1 protein-coding gene is annotated in these 270 nt (G+C 41.9%); it reads left to right on the forward strand.

What is annotated here, in order from left to right:
• On the forward strand, nucleotides 1-270 hold a 270-nt coding region (locus CCAND38_RS11845; RefSeq protein WP_042343561.1), incomplete at both ends, for a hypothetical protein.

Here is a 270-nt window from a genome sequence, read left to right on the forward strand (position 1 = left end):
GCCACTGTTTTGGATTTGAAAAAACGTATTAACGCTACTGCTTTCAATACTATTAAGGTTTATAGCGGAAATATGCTACTGAACGACGCTACGCCATTAACACACGCAACTACCTATCAGGCAACACAAACACAGGCGGGTCAATGCGAAAGTGTGAAAGCTAATGTGTTGGTAAATGTCTATACCAAACCGAGTGTTCCTGTGGTACAAGTGGCTAATGCCCAATGTGGAATAAATGGTACGACAGCTACAATCACTAACTACGATAGC

The organism is Capnocytophaga canis (assembly GCF_000827555.1).
In the GTDB taxonomy this organism is placed as follows: Bacteria; Bacteroidota; Bacteroidia; order Flavobacteriales; family Flavobacteriaceae; genus Capnocytophaga; species Capnocytophaga canis.